Origin of the sequence: Buchnera aphidicola (Pemphigus obesinymphae), assembly GCF_026122815.1 — a bacterium.
GTDB lineage: Bacteria > Pseudomonadota > Gammaproteobacteria > Enterobacterales > Enterobacteriaceae > Buchnera_C > Buchnera_C aphidicola_BJ.
In genome coordinates, this window is the sequence record NZ_JAIWQW010000039.1 from 1 (window position 1) to 1,143 (window position 1,143).

Sequence of the window (1,143 nt, forward strand, 5' to 3'; positions counted from 1 at the left end):
ATTATATGACAGAAATGGGTTATGATGAAAAGTTATATAATTTAGATATATTATACAATTCTTTCTTAAAACTAGCTGATAGAAAAGGACAAGTGTTTGATTATGAATTAGAATCATTAGCTTTCATTGATGAAAAAGAAGACACTATAGAACATTTTCGTTTAAAAAAATTTAATGTGGAACATCAGTCCACTGGTATTACTATTTCTAGTATAGAATTATATTGTGGGCAAAAAGTAAAAACTGCAAAAATAAGAACCAAAAAAGGATTAATTAACTCTATATATATAACATTAAATAAAATAACTAATTTTCCTATATGTTTAAAAAATATTCAATTAATTACTCAAAAAAAACCAATTAATATTGTAATATCGATAAAAGTACAAATCGAATATAAAAAACGTCAATTTTATGGTATCAGTAGCGCAAAAAATATTGTTGAGTCAACTGTCCAAGCTATGCTCCATATATTAAATAACATATGGAGAGCTAATAAAGTGAATATTATATTAAAAAATGTTAAAAAATAAATAAAGAAATAAAGATACAATTGACAATTATAAATGCAATTACTTAATTTACTTTAAAAACTATTTTTATTAAAAAAACAAATTTAAGATAATTAAAAAATCTATTTTTTATAATGTATAAAATAAAAATTAGAAAATAATTCTACAGAAAAATATGTTCTTTAAAATTGATTTTTAAAATAAACTATAAATAATTAATGGAAATTTAATTGAGATTAATAGAACAATTTATTTAATCTTAGGAATAAAATGATATAATGGGCACTAAATAATAGAATAATGTATTTTTTTGTATTTTAATATTTTAGTTGAATTTTATTCAATATATTAAACATTTTTTATATAACATTATTTTTAAAAACGTAAAACTAAAAAATAATTTAATAATTTTCTTTATCGAAAAGAGCTGATAGCAAAATATAAATGTATTTATTGAATTGAAATGTAAAAATTTAGAGTTATTTTATTATGAAGAAAATATATAATTTAGCAATTTTACCAGGTGATGGAATAGGCCCGGAAATAATGCGAGAAGGATTTAAAATTTTAAAAGTATTAAAAGAAAAGTACAAATTAAGAATTAATACTACAGAATACGATATAGGAGGTA

Annotated in this window: 2 protein-coding genes; both read left to right on the forward strand. The window is 19.5% G+C overall.

The window, feature by feature from the left end; all coding sequences use genetic code 11:
* The coding region (locus tag LDP10_RS02925) for an alpha-isopropylmalate synthase regulatory domain-containing protein (RefSeq protein ID WP_321160501.1) at nucleotides 1-533 on the forward strand (533 nt) is incomplete at its 5' end.
* Nucleotides 534-1,001: 468 nt separating this feature from the next.
* A partial coding sequence (locus LDP10_RS02930; RefSeq protein WP_265197249.1) for an isocitrate/isopropylmalate family dehydrogenase occupies nucleotides 1,002-1,143 on the forward strand: 142 nt, incomplete at its 3' end.